The organism is Corynebacterium sp. 401_CJEI, from assembly GCF_001076435.1.
GTDB classification, from domain to species: Bacteria; Actinomycetota; Actinomycetes; order Mycobacteriales; family Mycobacteriaceae; genus Corynebacterium; species Corynebacterium jeikeium_D.
In genome coordinates this window covers 1-24,670 of the sequence record NZ_JVIP01000013.1, presented here as the reverse complement: position 1 = coordinate 24,670, position 24,670 = coordinate 1, and the positions used below count along the sequence as shown (strand labels likewise).

The following is a 24,670-nucleotide window of genomic DNA, read 5'->3' as shown; positions in this document are numbered from 1 at the left end:
CGCCCCTCGGGTCCATGCGCTAGACCGCGTTAAGCGGGTTGTGGCTCCGGCTCAGCTTCTGCTTCCTTGCCCCAGCGAGCGGCGTAGACCGCACAGATCATCAGCTGAATCTGGTGGAAAATCATCAGCGGCAAAATGTAGAGGCTGGCATCGGCACCGAAGATAACGGCAGCCATGGGCAGACCGGTGGCCAGGGACTTCTTCGAACCGCAGAACTGAATCGCAATGCGGTCCTTGCGGTCGAAGCCCAACTTGTTTGCGATGAATCCGGACAACCGCAAAACGAATTCCACCAGCACGACCGAAAGCACACACAGGATGACAATGTCCCCTGCCGGCACCTTCGACCAGATGCCCTGCACCATGCCCTGGGAGAAGGCTGCGTAAACGACCATTGCGATAGATAGGCGGTCAACGTTCTTAGTCGTCTTCGCGGCGGCAAACTTCAGGGTCCAACGGCGAGTGAGCTGGCCGATTGCGAATGGCAGCAGCAACTGCAGCGAAATATCCAAGAACACCGACGAATCCACATGAACGCCGCCACCGGTGGCCATCAACAGCATCACCAGCACCGGTGTGACCACAATGCCCAGCAGGTTAGATGCCGAGGCACTGACGATTGCGCCGGCGACATTGCCCTTGGCGATGGAGGTGAAGTTCACACTCGACTGCACCGTCGACGGTGCCAGCGTCATGTACAAAATGCCCAGGTAGAGGCCAGGAGAAAGAATCCAATCCAGGGGTTTCATCAGCAGGCCGAGGATTGGGAACAGCACGAATGTGAAAGCCAGAATGGTTATGTGCAGCCGCCAATGCTTAACACCGGCCAACGCATCCTGCGGGCTCAGGCGCGCGCCATAGAGGAAGAACAAGAAGCCAATGGCGATCTTTGTGGCCCAGCTGAAAACCTCAGCGGTAGTGCCGCTTGCAGGAAAAATAATCGCCAGTATCGCTGCAGCAACGATACCGACGATGAGGGGATCTGGACGCCAATTCACAATTCGTTGCCACATGGACAAATAGCTTAGTGGGCAACCAGAGGGTGTCTTACTATTTTGCAGAAGCTTTTCTCTGCAATAATTTTCTTACTTCTTCTGCTCAGCTGCCTTGCGCAGCGCATCCTTGTCCACAGGCTTGAAAGTGGCATTCGCGGATGAGCCCTTGTCCGTGCACAGTCCTTCCAGACCACAGGAGCTGCAGCCACCGGAGACACCGCAGTCTGCTGCCGGGTTGTCGGAGTAGCAGGCATCATCAGCCGCAGTGTCGGTGGCATCAGTGGCGGCGGAGCCACAGCCACAGCCGCTGTCACCGTCGCCGCACCCACAACCGGAGCCGGACTCGGCGGAGACCTTGGCGTCGTAAAGCGCGATGGTGTGCGAGCCGATAGCCGCACCAATGCCGAGCATGGCGATACCGGCGAGCAGAGCGACGGCGTACCACAGCCACATCCAACCAGAGGCCTCCGGGCGGATGGCGAGGAAGCCGAGCATGGTGGCACCGAGGAAAGCGACAGCGGACACAGCCCACGGCGGGCCGGCAACGCGGTGCGTAATATCCCAGTTTTCCTGGGACTTTCGAGCCTCAGGCGCACGAATTCCGATCCAGTTATTACCCGGTAGCTTCGCCGACCATGCCAAACCAGCGACAACGGCTATGCAAACAGCCAGAACCAGGGTAATTACAGGGATGACAATCATGCTTCCAATTTATATAGGTGGTTGAGCACGTGCCAAACGCACCTATTAGACTGTGAGACCATGACCAACAGCGAAAAGTCCTCGTCCTCGGCAGAAGCCACCGACTACCGCTACTCCCCCGAGCTGGCGACTCAGCTAGAGGGAAAGTGGCAGGCGTATTGGAAAGATAACGGCACCTTCTACGCCCCCAACCCGGTGGGCGATTTGGCAGCTGCCGACGGCTCGACTCCGCCGAAGGACAAGCTTTTCGTCCAGGACATGTTCCCGTACCCGTCCGGTGTCGGTCTGCACGTAGGCCACCCGCTGGGATACATCGCCACCGATGTCTTCGCGCGCTTCCACCGCATGCAGGGCGCAAACGTGTTGCACACCCTGGGCTACGACGCCTTCGGTCTGCCGGCGGAGCAGTTCGCAATCCAGACCGGTACGCACCCGCGCGTGACGACGGAAGCGAATATCGCCAACATGGAGCGCCAGCTGGGCCGCCTGGGACTTGGCCATGACCGCCGCCGTGTTTTCGCGACCACTGACCAGGACTACTACAAGTGGACGCAGTGGATTTTCCTGCAGATTTACAACGCCTGGTTCGATGAGGATCAGAAGAAGGCCCGTCGCATCGATGAGCTGATTCCACTCTTGGAGTCGGGCGAGATGGCTACCAAGGACGGTCGCGTCTACGCTGAGCTCAGCGAGACCGAGCAGCGCGAAGCAGTCGACGAATTCCGTCTGGTTTACCAGTCGAATTCGATGGTCAACTGGTGTCCGGGCCTCGGCACTGTGCTGTCCAACGAAGAAGTGACCGCCGAGGGCCGTTCGGAGCGCGGTAACTTCCCGGTGTTCCGCAAGCGGCTGGGCCAGTGGATGATGCGCATCACCGCTTACGCTGATCGCCTAGTCGACGACCTGGAGCTGCTGGACTGGCCGGACAAGGTCAAGTCCATGCAGCGCAACTGGATTGGCCGCTCCCGCGGTGCCGAGGTCGACTTCACAGCCGAGGTCGGCCCGAAGGTCTCCACCAAGATCAGGGTCTTCACCACTCGCCCGGACACTCTCTTCGGAGCCTCCTACATGGTGCTCGCTCCTGAGCACGAGCTGGTGGATCAGCTGGTCGAAGCCGGCAGCGGTACCTACGAGGGCATGGATGAGCGCTGGACCTTCGGCAAGGAAACCCCAGCCGAGGCCGTCGCCGCTTACCGCGCCGCAATTGCCTCCAAGTCCGACCTGGAACGCCAGGAGAACAAGGAAAAGACCGGTGTCTTCCTGGGCGCTTACGCCACCAACCCGGTGAGCGGTGAGCAGGTGCCGGTGTTCATTTCCGACTATGTCTTGATTGGCTACGGCACCGGTGCCATCATGGCTGTCCCGGCCCACGATGAGCGCGACTACGAGTTCGCCACTGCCTTCGGTCTGCCAATCCGCGAGGTCGTCGCAGGTGGTGACATTGCAAAGGAGGCGTACGTCGGTAACGGTACGTGCGTGAACTCCGCCAATGATTCCGGCCTGGACATCAATGGCCTGGACAAGGACACCGCCATCGCCACCGTCATTGAGTGGTTGGAGAAGGAAGGTGCTGGTCACGAGAAGGTCCAGTACAAGCTGCGCGACTGGCTGTTCGCCCGCCAGCGCTACTGGGGCGAGCCCTTCCCCATCGTCTACGACGAGGACGGTCACGCCCACGCGCTGCCCGAGTCCATGCTTCCGGTCGAGCTGCCAGAGGTCGAGGACTACAAGCCGGTCACCTTCGACCCGGACGACGCCGACACCGAGCCAAAGGCTCCACTGGACAAGGCCACTGACTGGGTCAATGTCGAGCTCGATCTCGGCGATGGCAAGAAGAAGTACCGCCGTGACACCAATGTCATGCCGAACTGGGCAGGTTCCTCCTGGTACCAGCTGCGCTACATCGACCCGAACAACGCTGAGGAGTTCGTTGACCTGGAAAACGAGCGCTACTGGACCGGCCCTCGCCCGGAGACTCACGGTAAGGACGACCCAGGCGGCGTCGACCTCTACGTCGGTGGCGTCGAGCACGCAGTGCTGCACCTGCTCTACTCCCGCTTCTGGCACAAGGTCCTCTTCGACCTCGGCTACGTGACCTCCAAGGAGCCGTACCGCCGTCTGTTCAACCAGGGCTACATCCAGGCCTACGCCTACACCGATGCCCGTGGTGTCTACCAGCCGGCGGATCAGGTTGTTGAGCGCGATGGTAAGTTCCTCATCCCAGGCGGCGCCGAAGACGGCTCTGACCTGGAAGTTTTCCAGGAGTACGGCAAGATGGGCAAGTCCCTGAAGAACGCCGTCTCCCCCGACGAGGTCTGCGACAACTACGGCGCTGACACCCTGCGCGTCTACGAGATGGCCATGGGTCCGCTGGACACCTCCCGCCCGTGGGCGACGAAGGATCTGGTCGGCTCGCAGCGCTTCCTCCAGCGCGCTTGGCGCCTGGTGGTCAATGAGGACTCCGGTGAGCTCGCCGTCACGGACGCAGCGCTTTCCGACGACGACCTCAAGGCGCTCAACCGCACCGTGGAAGGGGTTACCTCCGATTACGCAGAGCTGCGTGACAACACGGCCGTCGCAAAGCTCATTGAGTACGTCAACTACCTGACTAAGACCTACGGTTCGGCCGGTGCACCGCGCGCCGCCGTGGAGCCGCTGGCCCTCATGCTTGGTCCGGTCGCGCCGCATATCGCGGAGGAACTGTGGAGCCGCCTCGGCCACACCGAGTCCCTGGCACACGGCCCGTGGCCGGCAGTTGACGAGAAGTGGCTGGTCGACGACACCGTTGAGCTGCCAGTTCAGATTAACGGCAAGGTTCGCGCTCGCATTGACGTGGCTACCGATGCTTCCCGCGAGGACATCGAGGCCGCCGCGCGTGCCGACGAAAAGGTTGTCGCAGCTGTGGAGAACGCCGGTGGCAATATCGTGAAGGTCATTGTCGTTCCGGGCAAGATGGTCAACCTGGTTGTGAAGAAGTAGCCAGGGAGGCCAGTGCATACAAGAAAGTGTCTGGGTTTATGTCAGTTTGAAGCCTAAAATCGGCTCGAATTTGACATAAACCCAGACACTTTCTCGCATGAGGCTTTCTCGCAAAAGCCTCAAGGGGTGGCTCCGAAGCTGGCCGCCTCTTACCCCTACTTAACGCCCAGAATCAGGACACCGAATGTGGAGAGCATCCACATCAAAGTGAAGGGCATGAGCACCCAGCACATAGCGAGCCACGCGCGCCAGTTGCGGAAGTTTTTCCACTCCACGTAGGTCTGCCAAAAGCCCAAAAGGCAGCCGACCAGGGAGATTACGCCCGGGACAACGGGGAAAAGGATCTCCCAAGTGCGGGAGCAGAGGAAGCTGGACTTACCCGCATCACAGGTGGGGCCACCGACAATGGCGCCGGCGATGCCAATAATGAGGCCCGCGAGCAGCGTCGTAAGAATCACACCCGCGGTGTAGATGTAGGCGCGCTTGCCGGAATACATCTTGCGCTCAAGCTCGTCGAAGATTTCATCCTCATTGCGCTCTGGTGTACTGCGTTCCGATGAATTATCCACCTTCTGCTCCCCTCGCCTCTAAATGCCGTCTGATGTGCCTGCCATACTAGGCCGGAGTAATCAGCATTGGCACTGGGCTGTGGCGAACGATGTGGTTAGTCGACGAGCCGATGAAAATTCGCCCGAATGGGCCAAGAGTAGACGAACCCAAAACGAGCAAGTCTCCCTTTTTCCACTTGATGGACTGAATGGCCTCTTCCCAACCGTTGCCGGAGGCTACTTCCGCATCAATGGAAAGGTCTGGGTAACGGGTATGCGCGCGGTCGATACCGCGGTCGAGCAGGCCCATAGCCTGCTCGCGCCACTCAATCATCAGGTCAGAGGAGGGGCCGTAGCCGTTCTCCGTCGGGTACATGGTCGCACCACGCGGCGTAAATGAGACCAAACGCAGGGGAACTTCCCAGCGATATGCCAGGTCAGCAGCCTTATTCAATGCGTGGTGCGACTGTGGGGTGTCAATGTAGCAAATGCTGACACGGGTCACACCGTGTTTAGAAAGCTTCGCGCCGGGAATCGCCAATCCCAGCGGGATTGGTGAGTAATGCAGCAGCGCATCCGAGGTTGATCCCGCAGTAAAGCGACTGCGGTTCTTGGCGGCCCAGTCCTTGGTATTGCTTCGGCGGGTGCCAAGCAGAACCACATCGGCTTCGAATTCTTCGGCTTCGTTGCAGATAGTTGTGGATTCGCTGGAGGATTCGATGATCCGTACGGCATCGTCGTCAAGCATGCCCTTGCGCAGGCCAGCGAGCTTTAGCTCATCCTTGATGATTTTTTCAAGAGACTCGGTTTCGTGGGAAACCCAGGAGTCATTGGTGCTCAACCGAGCCAGTGAGGTCAGCGGCCAGCCACGCGACAGTGCGCTGACAACGCGAATCTGCACCTTCGTGGTGCGAGCTAACCAAGCGGCGTAAGCAAGCGTTTCGGTGCCGTACTCGCCTGGACGCCACGCAATCATGATACGAAGCGGGCGGGAAGCCATCGCTAATCCTCCTGTGATTACTCAGAAATATCCAAGTGGTGCTTCTGGGTAATAGCCTACGTGGATAGGCGGGCATATTTAAAACGGCACCGAGGAAGTGTAAAAGCTATGTATCCTGCCTGTGGGCTTAAAGGTGGCAGGGCTAGCTGGGAAAGAGACTAGACGCTTGGGTTTGTCTTTGGGTGCTCCGGGTAGTTTTCGAGAATCTTGGACAGAATCGTCTCAAGACCAGCGCCAAACTCCAGCTCTTCCTGGCTCAGCGTGCTGAACATCTCAGCCATCTGCTGATCGCGCTCTTCAGAAACACGGTGCAGCTCTTCACGGCCACGGTCGGTCAGTTCAACGCGGACGCCACGGCGGTCTTTGCTGTCGCGGACGCGCTCCACCATGCCGGCGACCTCCAAGTGGTGCACGGCGTTGGAGGCGGTGGGCATGCGGATGGCCTCGGCCTCAGCCAACTGGCTGATACGGCAGGCGCCCAGTGCCTCCAGGGTCATCATGATGGACAGCTGCGCGCGGCTGAGCTGGGACTCCGAGGAGCGGCGGCTGTAGAGCAGCTCAGCGCGAGTCAGGAGAGGGCGAATGCGCTTAGCGAGCGACAGAGGAGTAACGGCATCAGGATTGCCAATCGAGCCCGAAGATAATGTCATAGCGACGATGTTATATGCGAACAGTGCTAGTTGCCAATACGAAATTTATTTGGGGTGCTATTTATTTTTCTACAACTGGTGATTTCGGCGATGAAATCACCAGGAATTTTCCACCAAACATCTAAAACCCCAGTACAAAACATTAAACCTATCTGCGTATAAGGTTTTTCGGTGCTGGCAGAAACCCCCTAAAGTGTCACTTCTTCTGTACTTAGAACGTTGGGTTGGAGGTAGCCATACGGCTACTTTCGCGAATGCTTTTGGCTTGTGATATGTCTCGCAGATTCATCCTCGCGGGTGTATTGCTGTCTGCTTTACGACGACTGCAGCGCACGCATCCATGGCGGGGACGAGATGGGCGCAGCAGCGAGTAGGGCGAGAAGGCGTGGAAGAGACGCGGGGAGGATAGGGGAGAGAGAAGCACAAAAGCGCCAGCGGCTACCGCATGGGTAACCGGCTGGCACTTTTCAAGGCACATGCTCTCGGAGCTGCTCGCTTGTACTTTTGAGTGCTTGTACCTTTTAGTCTTCGCCCTTGATGAATGCTTCGAGCTGTGCTCGCGCAACATCGTCGGCAAGCTGCTTCGGCGGGGACTTCATCAGGTAGGAAGAAGCGGCGTAGACCGGGCCGCCGATGCCGCGATCCTTGGCGATCTTGGCAGCGCGAACAGCATCGATGATGATGCCAGCGGAGTTCGGGGAGTCCCAGACCTCGAGCTTGTACTCAAGGTTCAGCGGCACCTCGCCGAAGGCCTTGCCCTCGAGTCGGACGTAGGCCCACTTGCGGTCATCCAGCCAGTCCACCCAGTCCGACGGGCCGATGTGGACGTTGCGGTCGTCGATCTTGCCGGCCAGCGGACCGGTGAGATTGGAGGTGACGGCCTGGGTCTTGGAGATCTTCTTGGACTCGAGGCGGTCGCGCTCGAGCATGTTCTTGAAGTCCATGTTGCCGCCGACGTTGAGCTGCAGGGTGCGCTCGAGGCGAACACCGCGGTCCTCAAATAGCTTGGCCATGACGCGGTGGGTGATGGTTGCGCCGACCTGGCTCTTGATGTCGTCGCCGACAATCGGAACCCCTGCGTCTTCGAACTTCTTGGCCCACTCCGGGTCGGAAGCGATGAAGACCGGCAGGGCATTGACGAAAGCTACACCAGCGTCAATGGCGCACTGTGCGTAGAACTTGTCAGCCTGTTCTGAACCGACCGGCAGGTAGGAGACCAGGACATCGACCTTGGCATCCTTCAGCGCCTGAACAACGTCGACCGGTTCAGCCGGGGATTCGTCGATGGTGTCCGCGTAGTACTTGCCAACGCCATCCAGGGTCGGGCCGCGCTGAACCTCAACGCCGAGAGTCGGGACATCGGCAATCTTGATGGTGCAGTTCTCGGAGGAAACAATGGCCTCGGAGAGGTCCTTGCCGACCTTCTTGTCGTCAACATCGAAAGCTGCGACGAACTCGACATCGGAGACGTGGTAGTCGCCGAAGACGACGTGCATGAGGCCAGGAATGGTCTCATCGGGCTTTGCATCGCGGTAGAACTCGACACCCTGCACCAGGGAGGAGGCGCAGTTGCCGACGCCGACGATAGCGACGCGAATTGAACTCATTTGGTAATTCTCCTTGAAACTATGTGCTCGGAGGCTTTGACCTCGCGCCGGGAACTCACACCGGGAACTCGCATCAGAACCTAGCATCAGAACCCGCACCAGGGCCTTACGCCAGCGGTGCGGCCGTGAGTGGGTGCACGCATTGAGGTAACGAGCGTGACGTTATACCTTTATGCGTTTTTTGCCGATGCCCGAACCGTGAGGGGGCATGTGTGTACCGATAAAGCGGGGGTGAAATCAGCCCGCACGCGCCTGCTAATCTGTCTTCGTGATGACATGGCAGGGCGAGATCGATCACTCCTTGCTCAAGAAGCAGTTATTGGAGCAGTGGCGTGCAGGGGAGATTCCACGAAGATCACTCTGTGATGCCGATGCTCGGCTGGTCGCTGCCGCGCGTTTTCACGGCAGAAAGTCCCAGGAAGAGTGCCCAGTATGTCGCAAATTCGACCTCCGACTCGTATTCTGGGTGTTCGGAGAAAACTTGGGCCGTCGTTCCGGCTCTGCTTGTACTGAAAACGAATTATCCGCAATAGTTAATGAATATGGTTCGTGCACCGTCAAAGAAGTTGAGGTGTGCCCCGACTGCAAGTGGAGTTTCCTGACCCGGACACTTCAGGCAGCTCGAGAAGAGTCAGAAAACTAGGGAGAGCACCCGTGAGCAATGATCGACCCGATAGCCCAGGCGGTCCTAACAGCCCTCACGAGGGCCAGGGTTCTAATTCATCAGGCGAGTGGTGGGATCAGCCGGATGCTGATTCCTTCAATACGCACGCACGCTCCGATGACGCATCGCTTGACGACGATTCCAGCGACAGCATTGATGCTGTTTCGGTCGGTGGCAGTGACGAGGGTCTGGCTACCGGTTCAGAGATGACGTCGGCAAGCGAGCCGGACCCGGAGAAGGGGCAGTACGCCCCAGATGACCATGAACCAGATGACCATGAAGAGGAAAGCTCGATGGCGCAAGAAGAACAGCCGACTGATAATAAGCGGCGAATTTTAGCGTGGCTCGGTCTAGCCGTGGCGCTGGTCGTGCTGTTGCCGGTAGTTGTGTTCGGTGTTGCTTATGCGACAACGGACGTGCCGGAGCCAGAGGAGTTGGCCAATAGCCAGATTGCGGTGATTTATGACCGCAGTGGTGAAAAGGAAATCACGCGCATCGTCCCCGAGGGCGGTAACCGAAGCAACATCACTATCGACAAGGTGCCGGATGCTGTACGCAATGCAGTGCTGGCAGCTGAGGATCGTGATTTCTATACCAACCCGGGTTTTTCCTTGACTGGTTATGCCCGTGCGGCTCTGGGAGTCGTGACTGGTAATTCCAGTGCCGGTGGCGGCTCGACCATTACGCAGCAGTACGTCAAGAATGCTGTGGTGGGCAATGAGCGCACGCTGACCCGTAAGGCCAAGGAACTGGTCATGTCGGCGAAGATGGCGCGGGAGTGGACTAAGGACGAAATCCTTGAGGCCTACCTCAACACGATTTACTTTGGTCGTAACGCATACGGTATCGCGGCAGCGTCGAAGGCCTACTTCGGTAAGGAAGTCGGTGAGCTGAATGCCGAAGAGGGTGCTGTGCTGGCAGCCTCGATTCAGCGTCCATCTGCACTGGATCCGTGGACTAACCGCCCGGAGGCTGAGCAGCGTTGGAACTACGTCCTCGATGGCCTGGTGGAGATGAACATCGTCTCGCCGCAGGACCGCGCGGGAATGCAGTACCCGGAGACCATCGATCCGGCGTTGGCGCCGAAGCAGGCTCCGGAGCCCGGCCCGGCTGCCATGATTAAGAATCAGGTTCTGGCTGAGTTGGAGCGCGAAGGTATCTCCGAGCAGGAGGTCAACACTGGCGGTCTACGCATTACGACGACCATTGACCCGACGGTGCAGCAGGCTGCCCTGGATGCGATGGAAAACTACGTCGATCAGTCAACGGGTTTGCGTGCCGCCATCGTTTCGGTGGAGCCGAAGACCGGTGCTGTCCGCGCCTACTACGGTGGCGACGATCCGACTGGTTGGGACTACGCAAACAGCGGTCTGCAGACCGGCTCTACTTTCAAGATTTTTGCGCTGGCAGCAGCTCTCGATCAAGGTATTCCACTGACCGCGCAGTACTCTTCGGCACCTGTGCAGTCCGGTAACGTCACTCTGCACAACGACGGCGGTGCCGGCGGTGGCGTGCTTCCGCTTTATGAGTCCCTGAAGCAGTCGCTGAACACCCCGTTTATTCGCCTGCAGCGCGACCTGAAGAATGGTCCGGATGACACCGCCAAAATGGCTCATCGTCTGGGCGTGGCTGAGTCCATCCCGGGTATTGAAAAGACTCTGATGGACGACAACGGTCACTCGCAGGACGGTATCGCCCTGGGTCAGTACCTCTCACGTCCGCTGGATATGGCCGTTGGTCTGGCTACCCTGACTAACGATGGCGTCTATCAGCAGACTCACTTCGTAGAGAAGGTCGAAAACTCCAAGGGCGAGATTGTTTACGAGTCCAACGCTGACAAGGGCGACCGTCGAGTTTCCAAGGCAGTGGCCACCAATATGATATCGGCCATGGAGCCTATTGCCGGTTACAGCAACAAGCCCTTGAGTGGTGGTCGCCCGTCGGCCGCCAAGACCGGTACTACGCAGTTGGGTGACACCGGCCAGAACAAGGATGCGTGGATGATCGGTTCGACACCGCAGCTGTCGACTGCAGTGTGGGTTGGCAACGTCGATGGTTCGGCGCTCTACAACTCCTATGGTGGCATCATGTACGGCTCGCAAACCCCGGGCGATCTGTGGAAGTACACCATGGATAACGCACTGTCTAACGAGGACTTTGAGTACTTCACCAAGCCGGAGCCAATCGGTGGTGTCGCAGGTGCGCCGCAGTACCAGGCGCCGTCGACCTCTGACTCTGGCTATGACCAGGGCTATGCCCCGGAGACCACAGAAGAGGAGTCGGCCGAGGAGTCGACCTCTGAGTCCTCCGAGGAGCAGCCTGCACCGCTTCCGGTTCCGGGTGGCGATGGCGGAGGCGGTGGCGGCGGAATCGCTGACCTACTGCCCATCCCGATTCCGGGAGGCGGTGGTTTCGGCGGTGGCAATGAAGGCGGCGGAGACCCCGGTAACCCTGGAGGTGGACAGTAAGTGGACACGTGGGTGATTTTCACCATCGTCTGCGTCGCGATTGGCTTCCTGATGTTCGGCACGGCCTTTTGGGGCTTCATGCAGAAGTGGAAACCGGCAATCATTTGGGCTCTGTGCCTGGCAGCTTTCCTATTCGCGACAGTCATTCCGGTGATTATTGCGTTGGCACATGCTTCCTCGACATCAATGTAGGACGCAGGCCAGGTAGTCAGTTGCTAGAGCGTTAACTGCCCACCAAGCACGCGACAACTTCACAATTCAAAGAGGCGCACGCAGTAGCTCTGTGTGCGTCTCTTTCTATTCGGCGCCCTGACACCGCTTGCCAGTACTGCTTGCCGATGGCGCCTGCGATTAGGACATATACCTCTGCCTGCGGTACCCTGGCAGGGTTGCTTGACGCAACGATCCTCCTGCTGCATAGCGGTTGGCATGAAAGACAGTGCCAGCGCACCACGCTGTGTAGCCGAAATACAAGAACTAGACCATAGGAGGTGATGAGGTCCGTGCGTCACTACGAAGTAATGATTATTATCGATCCGTCTCAGGATGAGCGCACCGTAGGCCCGTCCCTGGAGAAGTACCTCGACGTTGTCCGCAAGGAGAACGGCAAGGTGGAGAAGGTGGACATCTGGGGTAAGCGCCACCTCGCCTACCCGATCGAGAAGAAGGAAGACGGCATCTACGTTGTCGTCGACCTCACCTGCGAGTCCGCAACCGTGCTGGAACTCGACCGTCGTCTGAATCTGAACGACAGCATCCTGCGCACCAAGGTGCTGCGGGTTGATCGTTAATCTGCGTCATATTTGCGTAACCAGAGTGCTCGAATGGGACACACCGGTAATGCGAAAGTCGTAGGATAGCGGGCGAAAGCCCCATCATCAGCTCGACAGAATACAACCGAGGAGAAGAAGCATGGCTCAGGGAGACGTACAAATCACGGTGGTTGGCAACTTGGTTGCTGACCCGGAGCTTAAGTACACCCAGAATGGCACCGCCGTGGCGAATTTCCGCGTTGCGTCGACTCCGCGGGTGTACCGAGATGGCCAGTGGGTTGACGGCGAGGGCATGTTCCTCACCTGCAGCCTGTGGCGTGAGGCAGCGGAGAACGCTGTCGAAAGTCTCTCCAAGGGCATGCGCGTCATCGTCCAGGGTCGTCTGCGCCAGCGCAGTTACGAGACCCGCGAGGGCGAGCGTCGTACCGTCTTTGAGGTTGAGGTCGATGAGGTGGGCCCGTCCCTGAAGTTCGCTCGAGCTCAGGTCACGCGCACTCCACGCAACGGCGGTGGAAGCTTTGGCGGCGGCAACCGCGGCCAGGGTGGAAATGCCGGTGGTGGTTTCGGCGGTGGCTTTGGTGGAAACCAGGGCAACCAGGGTGGACAGAGCGATCGCGGTTTTGGTGGCGGAGCTCCTGCGGAAGATCCGTGGAACTCAGCTCCTCCGGCCGGTGGCGGCTTCGGCGGCGATGAGCCTCCGTTCTAAACTCCTTCCAGCCACGGCACTACGTGACTAGTTTGCAGCAGATTTAGCATCCACAATTCTCAAAATCTTTTAAAGACATATCCAGCGAAAGGCAGGGATCATGAAGCTGATCCTCACCGCCGACGTTGACAAGCTCGGTGTCGCAGGCGACATCGTTGAGGTCAAGGCCGGCTACGGACGTAACTACCTGCTTCCTCGCGGACTGGCAATTGTTGCCACCCGCGGCGCAGAAAAGCAGATCGAGGGCATTCGTCGTGCCCAGGAGGCTCGCGCTATCCGCGACCTCGACCATGCACGTGAAGTCAAGCAGAAGATTGATTCGCTCGACAACGTCTCCGTTGCTGTGAAGGCTTCGGAAAATGGCAAGCTGTTCGGTTCTGTCACCAAGGGTGACATCGCCGATGCAGTTCGTAAGGCTTCCGGTCAGGCTATCGACAAGCGCGCAGTCGTGCTTGCTCCGAGCCAGATCAAGTCCCTTGGTAAGCACACCGTTGACATCGCGCTGCACCCGCAGATTACCGCGCATGTTTCCGTACAGGTCGTCGCCGCGTAAGTTCGCGGTTTAGAGTTTTTACTTTGACGGCGGCTGACGAGCACCGCGTTTAAAGACTGCGCGGGCTCTGAGGCCCAATGACAACAGCACACGTGAAGCTCTGATCTTTCGTAGTGAAAGGTCAGGGCTTTTCGTGGTTTAAGGCTGGTTTAAAGCCTTTTATGCAGGTGCTGGAAAGAGCGTCTACGACTTGTCCACAGGCTAACAATGATTTCTGTGGATAAACCTGTGGGTAACTTGCCTGGCTGCCGTGGATAACTCTTCTGGAGTGCACGAGATTTTTATTAATTCATCGTTAATAATCTCCGCATGAGCAGCATCGATGCTAAAGGGGTAACAGAGGATTACATTTGTGCAGGATTAAGGCAAATACGCACTGACCTGCGTAGATAGAATATTTTCGGGTTGAAACTCCGCTACCCCCGTTAACATTCAAGCGGCGGTTTAGGGTTACGGACCGTTCACCTGGACTTTTCTTGATTGTGCACATGTTCTCCCCAGGCTTATCCACAGGTGCTGTGGATAACTTCGGGGATAACCCCTGTCGAGGATTGTTTTCTGGGGCCTTAAAGGGTACTTTTACAGGTCCGTCAATCCGCTCGAGCAGGTATAACTGCGGTAGGTAGTCAGGTGTCCAATGCTGGCGGGCGGAACAGGCATATTGAGTGTGACGGTCAGTCAGCAACAGGGTTGAAAAGGCACCTAAGTGGTCCAGAAGGGGAGGAGCTGCTCACGATGAGTCAGCCTGTAGGTGATGGTGGTCATTCAGGAGCAGGGGACGAGGCGTCGTCCTACTCGGTGAATTCCCACGATGATTCCTTCGATGACGTTCCGCTGCCCCCGGAACCGCCGGTAGAGGATGCGCCACCGGAGGAGTATTCCTTCTCTCAGAGCTCGGGCAACGGATCGTCGGCAAGCGGATCTGGGGCGCGGGACTGGGAGCGAGACCGTGGTCGTGGCGCTCGTGCGAGTGCCGTCGCGGGCGCGACTTTTGAGCGCACCCCGCCGCACAATATCGAGGCGGAGCAGAGTGTGCTCGGCGCGATGCTGCTGAACTCAGAGGTTGTCGCGGATGTGTACGAACAGCTGACGCCGGAGGATTTCTACCGGCCAGCGCACCAGACGATTTACTCGGCGATTTTGCACCTCTACGGTGAGTCCTCGGAAATTGACCCTATTTTGCTGGCAGGTCGTCTGGATCGAACTGGAGACCTGGAGCGCATCGGTGGTCCGCTGTACCTGCACACCTTGGCCTCCCTGGTGCCAACGGCGGCGAATGCGCAGTTCTATGCCCGCATTGTTGCGGAGAAGGCGACAATCCGTCGCCTGGTCGAGGCCGGCACGAAAATCGCCCAGATTGGCTATGCGGGCGCGGAGGACACGGAGCCGGAGCAGCTGGTGGATGAGGCGCAGCAGCTCATCTTCAGCGTTGGACGTGAGAACACGAAGAATGACTACGTTCCCATCGCCGATGTCCTGGATGACACGCTAGAGGAACTGGATCTTATTACCCAAAACGGCGGTCTGGCGCAGGGTGTGCCGACGGGGATTACCAACCTGGACAAGCTGACAAATGGCCTTCACCCAGGTCAGATGGTGATTATTGCGGCCCGTCCGGGTGTGGGTAAGTCCACGCTGGCGATGGACTTCATGCGTTCGGCATCGATTCGCAACGGCATGACCAGCGCAATTTTCTCGTTGGAAATGTCGCGCAACGAAATCATGATGCGCATCATGTCCGCAGAGGCGAAAATCAACATGGCATCTTTGCGCTCCGGTGACCTGGATGAGCGGGACTGGACAAAGCTGGTCGAGGTCGGCGACAAGATTCGTGATGCTCCGCTGTTTATTGATGACTCGCCGAACCTGACCATGATGGAAATTCGCGCGAAGGCACGTCAGCTGAAGCAGAAGCACGATCTGAAGATGATTGTGGTCGACTACCTGCAGCTGATGAGCTCGGGTAAAAAAGTCGAGTCCAGACAGCAAGAGGTCTCGGAGTTCTCCCGTCAGCTCAAGTTGTTGGCGAAGGAACTCGAGGTACCGCTGATTGCAATTTCGCAGCTGAACCGTGGTCCGGAAGCTCGCACAGATAAGAAGCCACAGGTCTCGGACCTGCGTGAGTCGGGTTCGCTGGAGCAGGATGCCGATATCGTCATGCTGATTTACCGGCCGGACTCGCAGGAGGCTGACCATGAACGTGCTGGTGAGGCGGATATTATCGTCGCAAAGCACCGTGGTGGACCGACCGGAAGCATTGCTGTGGCCCACCAGCTGCACTACTCCAGGTTCGCCAACCTGGCGGAGGAGCCCAGCGGTTCTCTCTAGGTGCCTGGCCTAGCCACCCAGAATTAGTGCAATCCGGGTGGCTAGGTAAGGTGAGTGACAGTCAATGGGGCGAGTTTTCGTGCGTTGATGGTTTTGAAGGTTTTGAGGGTTACGCGGAGTCGTCGGGAAGCGGGGAAGCACTATGTCACCAACTGCCGCTCCCGTGGCAGCGGAGGCCAAAGCGAAAAGGCAGAAGAGTGCGCCGAAACAGCGCGTCGGTTGGGTAGATGCGGCTAAGGGGCTGTGCATTCTTTTAGTTGTGCTTGGCCATGCCATCACAGAGCTGCAAGCGCACGGTTACTACACGGCGCAGTGGGCGGGGATTAACTTCTTCCTCGGACCAATCCGTATGCCGCTGTTTTTCCTGCTATCTGGTCTCTTTGCCGGCAAGGCACTCAAGGAGTCGTGGCATAAGTTAGCCAATCGCCGAATCTGGGTGATGGTCTATCTCTACGTGATTTGGGTGCCACTGCGTGACTTCGTGCTTTTCCTCATGCCATATACGCACGTGGATGCCGATGGCATAGTGTCTCCGCCGCCGATTACGGACCACAGCGCGTGGGGGCCGCGAATTTACAACACGCTTCACGCGATCATCGAGCCAACTTCCTACCTGTGGTTTCTGTGGGCGCTGGCGCTGTTTGCAATTCTCACACGAGCATTCCGCTGGGTGCATCCGGTGATTCAGCTCATCGTTACAGGCCTCATTAGTGCATGGGCGCCTTTTGCCTCGTCCAGCTGGTCGTGGGACTTTGTCAGCAAAATGCTGTTCTTCTACGTGCTGGGCATGTACGGCGCGCCCTGGATCTTCCGGATGGCACAGCGTCGCAGTGGTCTCGCACTACTAGTGACGCTGACGGCGTTCCTGTCGGTGGCGATCTGGGTGCAGGCGACCTACTCGAGCTTTAACGAAGGCAACGTCGGCTTCACCCGTGTGTACCTGTCCACCACTGGCGCACTGGCTGCAATCAATGTCATGGCGATGCTGCAGAACACTCGCCTAGTTGTGCCTTTTGAAAAGGTTGGCGGCCGAACGCTGCCTATCTTCCTTATGCACATTCCAATGTTGGTTGTGGTCATGATTATTTGCGACCTCATCCTGCCAAAGGACCCACACTTGGCCATCATGACGCCGCTGGTGACTATCATTGCGGCGATGCTGTGCCTTGGTCTGCACAGGTTGCTGCTTGCCATCGGTGCCGGGTGGCTCTTTGTCCGTCCTGCGTGGGTAGTGCGCATGACTACGCCGGGGCAGCGTGCCCTTCAGCGCAGTCAGAATCCTTCTTCCCTGCCTGAAGGCGAGGCTCCGCGGCAGCCTAAGAGCGAACCTGCTTCCTAATTCAGCTCAACAAGGCGGTAGCGTGGAACCGGGAGCCGATCAGGCGGCAGAAGTGACACAGAGAATAGCCATGAAGAAATGAGAAAGCCATGCGTCTAGCAACGTTGCGATACCAGGGTGCAACCCGCGCCGCTGTTCTCGGCGACGGCGTAGCGGTCCTTTTTGATGACCACTGTCTCGGAGATGTGTTAGCGCGGCCAACGTGGCGTCGTGAAGCGGAAGAACTCTTGGCGGAGGCGGGGAACAACCCTGACAACGTCATGGCGGAGAGCGCGTGGGCGTTCGCACCGCTGATTACGCGGCCGGGCAAAATCGTCTGCGTCGGCTTGAACTATGCCGCACACATCGACGAGATGGGGCACCAGCGCCCCGAGGTGCCAACGTTATTCGCGAAGTTTGCCGATGCCGTCGCCGGTGCGAAGGATGATATCCGAGTGCCGGAGGCCTGCGCGGAGAAGCTCGATTACGAAGGCGAGCTCGCGGTTATCGTCGGCGAGACCTGCCTGCGGGTGTCGGAGGAGCAGGCACAGGACGCTATCGCTGGGTACGCGATTATGAATGACTTCACTCAGCGCGATTTCCAGTACGCTACCGCGCAGTGGCTACAGGGGAAGACGTTGCAGCGCGCCAGTGCTTTCGGGCCGTGGATGCTCACGGCCGATGCTTTCGATGCGGACTCCGCGCGGGTGCGCACATACGTCGACGGAGAGCTGCGCCAGGATGCACCGATTGCGGACCTTGTTTTCTCCCCGGCGAAGTTGATCGCCTACATCTCACAGTTCGTGCAGCTGAACCCGGGCGATGTCATCTCCACGGGAACGCCGGCGGGTGTTGGACACGGCATGAGCCCGCAGACCTACCTTCAGGATGGTCAGGAAATGGTCATCACCATCGATGGCCTGGGTAAACAGGCCAACACTGTCCGCATCAACCACTAGCTCGCGCCGCTTTACGACGTTCCCGCGAACCCGGCGGGAATGAATCGACCCCCGCGTGCGTTGTGGGAGACTAACGGGTAAAAACCTACGTAAAGAACGTGAAGTTAGAACACGACGTTAAAGAGTAAGAGGAGTTAGACCCATGGCAACTGTTGATATTACGAACGAGACTTTCGCTGAGACTATTCAGAACAACGACATTGTGCTCGTTGATGCCTGGGCATCCTGGTGCGGTCCGTGCCGCCAGTTCGCCCCGATTTATGAGAAGGCTTCCGAGAAGCACTCAGAGGTAGTGTTCGCAAAGCTGGACACCGATGCCAACCAGGAGGTTTCGGCAGCCCTGGGCATTCAGTCGATTCCGACGCTGTTTGTTTTCCGCGAGGGAATCCTGCTGTTCCAGCACTCTGGTGTGCTGCCGGAGGCCGCCCTGAGCGATCTGGTTGGCCAGGCTTCGGAGCTGAACATGGATGATGTCCGTGCGCAAATTGCCGAGCAGGCCGCACAGGATAGCGCTACCGAGTAAACTCTGCGGTTCAGCCCGCATACTGTGCGTTTTCCGACTTGGAGCACTTCCGCGTAAGCCCCCGCGCCTGAACTAGCCCTCAAGCGCGCGGGGGCTTTTTGTATCTAGTCCGCGCGCTGGCCACGAATGAGCCAGCCAATACCAAAGCCAGCGAGTGCTGCTACTAGCGCCCACAGGGCTGGAGCGACTTTGTTTGAGTCCTCCTCAATCGACAGTGGTGCGCTGGTGCGGGCGTGCTTTGTCTCCTTCTCACCTGTTGGCGGAACCTGCCCGTCTGGGAACACGTGCTTGACAGCTTCGGTGAGTTCGTTGGCGGTCAGGTTTTTGCCCAGAACCGCGATAGCGTAACGGTCATCGTCGCCAAGGAATCCGGCAGTGGTGTGCTGCTCTTCGTACCAACCGGACTTGTTGGCAATCGTTTCCTTCGGTAGCGCTGCACGCAGACCGAAGTTCTGGTCTGCATCGCCGTAGGAGTAGCGCGGCAGTGAGTACATCAGCTGACGCATGTATTTGGTCTCCGTGTCGCTCAGCCCGCCTTCTTCGCTCAGCATCCGGTCAAAGTAGGCAACCATGTCGGCTGGCGTACTGGTGGTGGCTCCCCACATAGGTGAGCCGACAGTCTTATCCGAGAGGCCGTAGCGCTGTCGGACATTGTCAACGATGCGTACACCGCCGTAGGAATCCCACAGCTCGTCAGTTGCTTCGTTGTTGGAGTATCGAATCATGTCGTCGCGCAGCATGGCGTCGGGGTTGCCCTCAACCGGCATATCACCCTGGCCAGCGACAATCTCGCCCTTCTTCGGCTGCGTGTAGTTGGAATAGGCCACAACGTCGGCGACGAATACCTTCATCAGGCTGGCGAGGCGAAAAACATCATCACAGTGTGAGTTGCAGATGAACTCACCGGTCTGGCGATCCAGAATGCCCATGCCGAGCATGCCGCCCTTAGCGTCGAACTTCTCAGTCACTTCGTCGAGACGAGTTTGCACGCCAAGGCCCCACTGGGTCTTCGCCCCTGGCACAAGTGGGGGAAACTCCTTCGGCTCACTTTTCACAGTGCTTTCCGACGGCTCCGTCGAGGACGTTTCCGATGTCGGTGAAGAGGTTTTCTCGGTCGACTTCTCAGCCGACTGTTCCGCCGACTTCTCTGCGGTTCGCCCTGTGCTCTTCTCGGGAGCCTTTTCAGTTGGCTTTTCGGTGGTCTTCTTGGTTTTTGCGTCGGAGGGCTTAGCCGGCTCCGTTGACGATGGAGCTGCTACGACTACCTGCGAAAATGCACCGGTATCGGTGGAGTCAGCAGTTGCGGTGACTGTCGCGTTAGCCAGCGGCGCAGTTGCTGACAGAGTAATTACCGCGGCGAGACTCGCGGCCAGTCCGCGGTACGTGCGTTGAGGGCAATGAACCATGTTTAGAGAGTTTACAACTCTGGGGGAGTCTTGCTTGTCGGTAACCAGCTCTTTCCGTTTGCCGAGAGAGAGCGAGCTAGCTCACGTACAATTTTTTAAGAGATGGAATCTTCTCGGTTCCGATTAGTTATTCCGCATATGTTGAGGAAGGTTGGATTTGCATGGCTAATCCATTTGCCAAGGGCTGGAAGTACATGATGTCTTCGTTCGATAAGAAGATCGAGGACAATGCGGATCCTAAGGTTCAGATTGCACAGGCAGCTGAGGCCGAGCGTCAGCGCCATCAGGAGATTCAGCGTCAGGCTGCGGCTATCATCGGCAACCGCAATCAGCTGGAAATGCAGCTGGGGCGGTTGACCTCTGAGCGTGACAAGATTACCGAGAACACCCGCCAGGCACTCGCCAATGCGGATCAGGCTCGTGCCAAGGGCGATGAGGCCACTGCACAGAAGATGGAAAGCACTGCTGAGGTGTTTGCCACCCAGCTGGTGAATGTTGAAAAGGAGCTGGAAAATACTACGCAGCTCCACCAGCAGGCCGTATCTGCTGCTGAGGAGGCACAGCGTCAGGCGCAGCAGTCGCAGGCTCGCTACGAGCAGATTAAGCAGGATATCCGCAAGCTGGAGTCGCAGGCGGATCAGGCCAAGATGCAAGAGACCGCGTCGAAGACTCTCCAGAGCATGCAGGGTATTTCCGAGGATCCGAATGTGCCGACTTTGGATTCGGTCCGTGAGAAGATTGAAGGCCGCTACGCCAATGCGTTGGGCGCTCAGGAGCTCGCGGAATCCTCACAAGCAGGTCGCATGGCTGAGATCGAGACTTCGACTCGCGATGCCGCTGCCGACATGCGTCTGGCCGAAATTCGTGCCCAGATGAATAATGAAAACGCTGCTCTCGAATCCGGTTCTGCCGCGAAGGATAACGCCGGCGAGCTGGAGTCCGCCGAGTCCGCCGAGGCTGTCGAGGACACCACAACGGACGCAGACGAAGCGAAGTAGCGTTCACCAGTTGCCAACAATCGTCAACAAGAAAGTGTCGGGGTTTATGTCAGTTTGAGCGGGAAAAACCACCCTAAACTGACATAAACCCCGACACTTTCTCGCGCCAGCAGCGCCAGCAGCGACAGTAGCGCCAGCAGCGACAGTAGCGCCAGCAGTGCTGAAGCCACCGAAACTGCCGAATCCGTGAGGCGCGCTATTACTCCAATTCGCCGTTCTTCCGCGCGAGCAGCACTCCGCGGATACCGGCGTGGAAACCATCGCGCAGATTGACGCGCTGCGTCTCCGTCAGCGTGTATTCGTGCAGGGTTTCGCACGCAAACTGCAGCAGCGGACGATCAATGTCCGGTGGCAGCCCACCACCAGAGAGCAAGTGGGCACTATCGCGCGCCTGCTCGTTCGCAATATTCTCGTACCACCAGTTCGCGTACTGCTGTCCCACATCGAACGGCGTCTGAAAACCCGCGGATGCCCACACCTCGTTCGGCAGGGGCACGTATCGACTACGCAGCTTCCTCCTTGGCGCCATCATCGAAGGATTCGGCCGCGGGCTTGGTTTCGGCGTACTCGTGTTGGCACCGTCTTCGCTTGTCGACGACTCCGTCGCCGACCCCCCACTGCCAACTGCAGTCGACGACGCGGAATCGGGGGCAGACGCGCCTGCATTCTCGGCTCCGGTGTTGTTCGCAGTGTCGTTACCAGCCCCACTGCCAGTGTTGACTGTCGCGCCGGGCATGGCCGCTGGAGAAGGCTGTGCTGGCTGCGTTGGCTGCGTTGGTGAGGCAGCCGAAACGCCCGAAGCAGCGGAATCCACCCGTGTAGCTTCCGAACCGCCGGTGCGCTCTACCTCAGCGCGGTGCTCAGCCTGCGCCGGGATTTCCCGGGCACCCATCTTGGCCGCGTGCTCGACCTCGTTGAACTTCGGCGAGTCGGCCTTGGCCGTCGGCGTGGCTGCGGCATTGTCTTCGCTGCGACAGTCGGAGTCGCTGTCAGCCGTGGGGGATGGCACAACGCGCTGGTCCTGCGGAACCTCCGGAGTTCCGGCCTCCGGCGAAGCAGCGTCACCGTCGGCGGCGGAGGGAGTGTTCTCCGTGCCGTCGGCAAGCGAGCCCTCGCCCGGAGGAGTGATGCGCGTATCCGGCACGCAGGTAGCGCCGAGATCTTCGATTGGTTCGGCATCGCCCAGCGGCTTATTCGTGCGGACGACCGGTGGGATTGGGCCTTCGAGGACATTGAGCTGCATGGCGTCGGCGAAGTCCTCGCGGGGATCGAGGATCGTCGTCGAATCGCAGGCATGGCGAAGTGCACCGGACATGGAGTCCCAGCCGAAGCCGTAGAGATGCACGCGCACACCGGCAGCCGAAGCCTCGGCGACGCCGGGCAGCATGTCCGCATCGCCCGAGACCAGCACGATATCGGAAACTTGGTTGCGCAGGCCGGCGACAACCATGTCTGCGACGAGCCGAGTATCGACGGCCTTCTGCGTCCGTCGGTCACCCCATTCAATGAGTTGACCTGCGCGCAGCTGCACACCATCGATCGTGCGCAGTGAGCGCTGGTAACGATGCGGCCCCGACTCCGGGATGCCGTCGTACCAAAGTTGCCGCTGAACTGGCTGGTTCAGCTGCTGGTTAATCATTCGGTCAAGGACACTAACTACTTCTCTAAGGTCGATTTCTAATTGCCCGCGGGCTCCGGTTTCCCACGAGTTGTAAAAGCTCGCCAATAAATATGACGTATCGACGAACACCAATGTGCGTTCAAGCATGGCTCCTAATTCCTGATTCTTTATTAACTAAATAAGCAAACCGGTTACATCGACAAGGATGCCCGAATAATTCATTCTATGCGCTAAACATGTTTAACTTCAGGGACTATTCTTAATAAGCCGCATCACTTTGACCGCTCTTCGCGGGTTGGCAGGAGTGCGAGTCGACGAGAAGGCACCGATCAATTTAGGTATTGACGTGCAAAGAAATCGCCCCGCGAAGAGTACGACCACACAGGAGAAGGGGAGTTACAAACAGGTATGAGACGCTGGTTCGGCCTATTGGTTCTCATTACTGTGTTGGGACAAGCGGTTTTCAACGGCGGTCGCGTGCTGCTTTCTTGGCGAGTCCTCGATTTTGGCGGTTCCGCCGCCACCGTCGGCTGGTTCACTGCCGCGTTTTCACTTGTACCTCTTATTATTGCGCTTCCCGCCGGCAAGCTTGTCGACAGTCATCGCGCCACCGAAGTCATGTACTCCGGTCTCGTCGCCACTGTCATTGCTGCAGCAGTAATGGCGCTCTCGCCCAACCTACCTATTCTTCTGCTCGGCTACGTGGCCCTGGGTTTTGCCCACATGACCACGCTCATCGCCGCTCAAGGCATGGTTTCGCACCTGCGTGGCGGCGTCGCCGGGCTCGATAGCCTCTTTGCTTATTTCACGCTCGGGATCTCCGTCGGGCAGTTCCTCGGCATCGTCGGTGCAGGTCTGCTCACTCCCAACCACGACGGCAGCGCCATGACCGCCACCACTTCCGCACTCTGGACGATGACGGGAATCGGCGCGGTCGCCCTGATCATCGGCTGGCCGGTCGCAACTGCTTATCGACGGCACGAAGCGAATGCAGCCGCCGAAGTGCAAGCTGCTAGCTCAACTGAGCAATCCCCGGCGTCGACTGTTAGCGACCGCAGCCGGATGGACAAGAGGCGGCCGGCGCAGGCCGAAGCCAGCGGCGCATCGGTCCTAAGCATCCTGCGTATCGACGGCATGTCCAGCGCCATGGTTGTATCAATTGCGGTCATCGTAGCCATTGACCTGTTGACGGCATATGTGCCGGTGCTGGGACGCGAACTGGGCTTTAGTGTTGCCGAGGTGACGGCAATCCTTGGTGCGCGTAGTGGCCTCGCGATTATTTCCCGAGCCCTCATGCCGACTGTTTTGCACCGAGCTAATCGCAATCGAGTCCTTATCATTGCAGTTTGTGCCGGTGTCCTGCCGCTTTTGGCAATGCCGTGGCTACAGAGTGCGTGGCTGATGGTTGTCGCGGTTGGTATCTGTGGCTTGGCATGGGGTTTTGTCATGCCCATGTCAATGACGTGGGTGAGCTCCCTGGTGGATGCCGAGGTGCGCGCTCAGGCGCTATCCATCCGACTGATGGGTAACCGCTTGGCGCAGGTCATCCTGCCGCCGGTTGCTGGTTTGGGTGCTACCGCGATGGGTGCAGGCAGCGTGTTTCTGGGTGCGGGTGCGCTGATGGGGGTCGCGTCTGCCACTGCTTGGCGACGACTCGCAGGTGACAAGGCGGCTCTGACTAAGTAATTGGTCGATTTCTGAGTTGCTGAAAAGTAGCGCCCGAGCCGTAGGAAGGCTCAAATCTGGCGTACAGAGTTAACTAAAGTGATTCGTTTTCCAGGTTCTACCAGCGGATTCGCTTAAATGGGGGCATGTGTGTAATGTATCTGGAGGTCAGCGCGGCCAGGCAGTTTATGTGTTTGGTTGGCTGAT

General features: G+C 58.4%; 22 protein-coding genes. 13 read left to right on the top strand and 9 right to left on the bottom strand.

Annotated elements, in window-relative coordinates:
* Nucleotides 1-29: 29 nt before the first annotated feature.
* Nucleotides 30-1,013, bottom strand: coding sequence for a bile acid:sodium symporter family protein (locus tag ADM64_RS03090; RefSeq protein ID WP_049193100.1), 984 nt, complete (start codon nucleotides 1,011-1,013; stop codon nucleotides 30-32).
* Between the two features lie 72 nt (nucleotides 1,014-1,085).
* The gene (locus tag ADM64_RS03085; RefSeq protein ID WP_049193099.1) at nucleotides 1,086-1,697 is read right to left on the bottom strand and encodes an SdpI family protein; all 612 of its coding nucleotides are present in this window, start codon (nucleotides 1,695-1,697) and stop codon (nucleotides 1,086-1,088) included.
* A gap of 60 nt (nucleotides 1,698-1,757) precedes the next feature.
* Here ADM64_RS03085 and leuS point away from each other — a divergent pair, with 60 nt between their 5' ends.
* On the top strand, nucleotides 1,758-4,676 hold the full coding sequence (gene leuS, locus ADM64_RS03080) for a leucine--tRNA ligase (protein WP_049193098.1): 2,919 nt from the start codon (nucleotides 1,758-1,760) through the stop codon (nucleotides 4,674-4,676).
* A gap of 155 nt (nucleotides 4,677-4,831) precedes the next feature.
* Here leuS and ADM64_RS03075 read toward each other — a convergent pair whose 3' ends face one another.
* The 4 genes from ADM64_RS03075 to ADM64_RS03060 form a co-directional block, all read right to left on the bottom strand.
* Entirely contained in the window at nucleotides 4,832-5,245 is a 414-nt protein-coding gene (locus tag ADM64_RS03075) for a hypothetical protein (protein ID WP_049170083.1), read from the bottom strand.
* A gap of 46 nt (nucleotides 5,246-5,291) precedes the next feature.
* The gene (locus tag ADM64_RS03070; protein ID WP_005511918.1) at nucleotides 5,292-6,224 is read right to left on the bottom strand and encodes a universal stress protein; all 933 of its coding nucleotides are present in this window, start codon (nucleotides 6,222-6,224) and stop codon (nucleotides 5,292-5,294) included.
* A 158-nt stretch (nucleotides 6,225-6,382) separates the two neighbouring features.
* Nucleotides 6,383-6,874 carry a MarR family winged helix-turn-helix transcriptional regulator gene (locus ADM64_RS03065; protein ID WP_049193097.1) on the bottom strand — a complete coding sequence of 164 codons (492 nt, stop codon included), beginning with the start codon at nucleotides 6,872-6,874 and terminating at the stop codon, nucleotides 6,383-6,385.
* 521 nt (nucleotides 6,875-7,395) lie between these two features.
* Nucleotides 7,396-8,481 (bottom strand): inositol-3-phosphate synthase, encoded by a 1,086-nt coding sequence (locus ADM64_RS03060; RefSeq protein ID WP_016421706.1) that lies wholly within the window; start codon nucleotides 8,479-8,481, stop codon nucleotides 7,396-7,398.
* 271 nt (nucleotides 8,482-8,752) lie between these two features.
* On the opposite strand from ADM64_RS03060, the gene ADM64_RS11215 reads away from it, so the two are divergent.
* The 10 genes from ADM64_RS11215 (at nucleotide 8,753) to trxA (ending at nucleotide 18,773) form a co-directional block, all read left to right on the top strand.
* Nucleotides 8,753-9,124, top strand: a complete 372-nt coding sequence (locus ADM64_RS11215) for a DUF5318 family protein (RefSeq protein WP_255465780.1) — start codon at nucleotides 8,753-8,755, stop codon at nucleotides 9,122-9,124.
* 11 nt (nucleotides 9,125-9,135) lie between these two features.
* Nucleotides 9,136-11,613: a transglycosylase domain-containing protein gene (locus tag ADM64_RS03055; protein ID WP_049170079.1), complete on the top strand. Its 2,478-nt coding sequence runs from the start codon at nucleotides 9,136-9,138 to the stop codon at nucleotides 11,611-11,613.
* Nucleotides 11,614-11,805, top strand: coding sequence for a hypothetical protein (locus tag ADM64_RS03050; RefSeq protein ID WP_016421704.1), 192 nt, complete (start codon nucleotides 11,614-11,616; stop codon nucleotides 11,803-11,805). It abuts the gene before it with no gap.
* Nucleotides 11,806-12,116: 311 nt separating this feature from the next.
* The gene (gene rpsF, locus ADM64_RS03045) at nucleotides 12,117-12,404 is read left to right on the top strand and encodes a 30S ribosomal protein S6 (protein WP_005511978.1); all 288 of its coding nucleotides are present in this window, start codon (nucleotides 12,117-12,119) and stop codon (nucleotides 12,402-12,404) included.
* Between the two features lie 121 nt (nucleotides 12,405-12,525).
* Nucleotides 12,526-13,092, top strand: coding sequence for a single-stranded DNA-binding protein (locus ADM64_RS03040; RefSeq protein ID WP_049193096.1), 567 nt, complete (start codon nucleotides 12,526-12,528; stop codon nucleotides 13,090-13,092).
* A gap of 100 nt (nucleotides 13,093-13,192) precedes the next feature.
* Nucleotides 13,193-13,645: a 50S ribosomal protein L9 gene (gene rplI / locus ADM64_RS03035; protein WP_005511982.1), complete on the top strand. Its 453-nt coding sequence runs from the start codon at nucleotides 13,193-13,195 to the stop codon at nucleotides 13,643-13,645.
* 735 nt (nucleotides 13,646-14,380) lie between these two features.
* The gene (dnaB, locus tag ADM64_RS03030) at nucleotides 14,381-15,973 is read left to right on the top strand and encodes a replicative DNA helicase (protein ID WP_049170075.1); all 1,593 of its coding nucleotides are present in this window, start codon (nucleotides 14,381-14,383) and stop codon (nucleotides 15,971-15,973) included.
* A 142-nt stretch (nucleotides 15,974-16,115) separates the two neighbouring features.
* Nucleotides 16,116-17,312, top strand: a complete 1,197-nt coding sequence (locus ADM64_RS03025; RefSeq protein WP_049193095.1) for an acyltransferase family protein — start codon at nucleotides 16,116-16,118, stop codon at nucleotides 17,310-17,312.
* Nucleotides 17,313-17,401: 89 nt separating this feature from the next.
* Entirely contained in the window at nucleotides 17,402-18,250 is an 849-nt protein-coding gene (locus tag ADM64_RS03020; RefSeq protein WP_016421701.1) for a fumarylacetoacetate hydrolase family protein, read from the top strand.
* Nucleotides 18,251-18,392: 142 nt separating this feature from the next.
* The gene (gene trxA, locus ADM64_RS03015) at nucleotides 18,393-18,773 is read left to right on the top strand and encodes a thioredoxin (RefSeq protein WP_016421700.1); all 381 of its coding nucleotides are present in this window, start codon (nucleotides 18,393-18,395) and stop codon (nucleotides 18,771-18,773) included.
* 104 nt (nucleotides 18,774-18,877) lie between these two features.
* On the opposite strand, the gene ADM64_RS03010 is transcribed toward trxA, so the two are convergent.
* Nucleotides 18,878-20,179, bottom strand: a complete 1,302-nt coding sequence (locus ADM64_RS03010; protein ID WP_049193094.1) for a serine hydrolase — start codon at nucleotides 20,177-20,179, stop codon at nucleotides 18,878-18,880.
* Nucleotides 20,180-20,340: 161 nt separating this feature from the next.
* On the opposite strand from ADM64_RS03010, the gene ADM64_RS03005 reads away from it, so the two are divergent.
* Entirely contained in the window at nucleotides 20,341-21,177 is an 837-nt protein-coding gene (locus ADM64_RS03005) for a PspA/IM30 family protein (RefSeq protein WP_049193093.1), read from the top strand.
* A gap of 44 nt (nucleotides 21,178-21,221) precedes the next feature.
* On the opposite strand, the gene ADM64_RS11175 is transcribed toward ADM64_RS03005, so the two are convergent.
* Entirely contained in the window at nucleotides 21,222-21,347 is a 126-nt protein-coding gene (locus ADM64_RS11175; protein WP_255465767.1) for a hypothetical protein, read from the bottom strand.
* A 29-nt stretch (nucleotides 21,348-21,376) separates the two neighbouring features.
* Nucleotides 21,377-22,945, bottom strand: a complete 1,569-nt coding sequence (locus tag ADM64_RS03000; protein ID WP_049193092.1) for an NYN domain-containing protein — start codon at nucleotides 22,943-22,945, stop codon at nucleotides 21,377-21,379.
* Between the two features lie 261 nt (nucleotides 22,946-23,206).
* On the opposite strand from ADM64_RS03000, the gene ADM64_RS02995 reads away from it, so the two are divergent.
* Nucleotides 23,207-24,484 (top strand): MFS transporter, encoded by a 1,278-nt coding sequence (locus tag ADM64_RS02995; protein ID WP_049193091.1) that lies wholly within the window; start codon nucleotides 23,207-23,209, stop codon nucleotides 24,482-24,484.
* Nucleotides 24,485-24,670: the final 186 nt, after the last annotated feature.